Origin of the sequence: Vibrio sp. B181a, assembly GCF_030248375.1 — a bacterium.
Classification (GTDB): domain Bacteria; phylum Pseudomonadota; class Gammaproteobacteria; order Enterobacterales; family Vibrionaceae; genus Vibrio; species Vibrio campbellii.
Window position 1 is genome coordinate 1 of the sequence record NZ_JAHGAD010000067.1, and the last position, 1,341, is coordinate 1,341.

The following is a 1,341-nucleotide window of genomic DNA, read 5'->3' on the forward strand; positions in this document are numbered from 1 at the left end:
CATTACCCTAGTGGTCATGCACTTGCGATCACTCAGACAACTTTTCTCTCGGAATGGCACCTGGGCCATCTACCTCAGTAAACACATCTCTGAAATCAGAGAGGTCGTTGTCGATAACGTCACCCGAATGATGGCTTGTGGCTCATCGAGCATGGGGTCACGGCTCTATAAGTGCAAAAATTCTGGCTGTACCTACACCAAAAACCTCAATCAAACCTGTAAGTCTCGTGCTTGCAGCAGTTGTGGCGTCAAATCCACCGAAAGGTGGATACGCCAACAACAGCATGTGTTGCCTGATTGCGAATGGCAACACATCACCTTCACCATGCCAAGCACTCTCTGGCCTATCTTTCGTCATAATCGCTGGTTGCTTAATCGATTATTCAAATGCGCAGCCGACATTTTAACGACTTGGGCGAAACGGCAAGGCTTAGAAATAGGCGTTTTTTGTGCGCTTCATACCTACGGCCGTAAGCTCAATTGGAATTGCCATGTTCACGCTTCTGCGACACGGGGAGGAATTTGCCAACGAACAGGACTGTGGAAGCCCATTTATTTCAAAGCCAAAGTGACCGAAGCATGTTGGCGAGCTGCGATCACGCAGCTCTTAAGCGCGCATTACTCAGAGCTTGATTTAAGTGCCGCCGATTGTCCGTTCATACGTCATGAAAAGGATTGGTTCGCCTTTCTACGTAGCCAATATCATCGTCGTTGGAAACTGCATTTTGGTAAGAAAACGGACCAACAGCATAAGACGGTCAATTACCTCGGTCGTTATTTGAAGCGACCTCCGATTTCAGGTTCTCGCTTGCACCACTACAGCAAAGGCGGTCAGCTGACGTTTGAATACCTTAACCATCGAACAGGGGAAAAGGAAATGCTGACTTTAGCCGCTGAGGATTTGATTTGTCGGCTCATCGAACACATTCCCGATAAGCACTTTAAGATGATCCGCTACTACGGTTTTCTGTCGAATCGTCGCCGCGGTGAAATGCTGCCAAAAGTCTACGATGCGTTAGAGATGGAAAGCAAGGACGCGCCAGCGCTGCCTTGCTATGCCAGCATGCTAAAGAAATACGCTAAGGTTGATCCGTACGAATGCCTATTCTGCAGAGACAGGTTAGAGTTTGTCAGTTTTAGAGCGGGAGAAAGCCGCGAAGAATTGATAAGACAGACAGTTTTAGAAGGCCAATTGAGGTCAGCTTAGTACCTTCCTGTGGATAAGTTTATCTGCAATTTGAGCAAACTTGACCATGACAACATTCCCGCAACACTACCCACCCCACTTAGACACATAACCACCAAAAAACAATCACAACTGATTGAATTACCTTCGATTTA

General features: G+C 47.1%; 1 protein-coding gene. It reads left to right on the plus strand.

Features of this window, described 5'->3' with window-relative positions:
• The first annotated feature begins 16 nt into the window (after positions 1–16).
• Positions 17–1,207 (plus strand): IS91 family transposase, encoded by a 1,191-nt coding sequence (locus KIO97_RS22180; protein WP_285383971.1) that lies wholly within the window; start codon positions 17–19, stop codon positions 1,205–1,207.
• Positions 1,208–1,341: the final 134 nt, after the last annotated feature.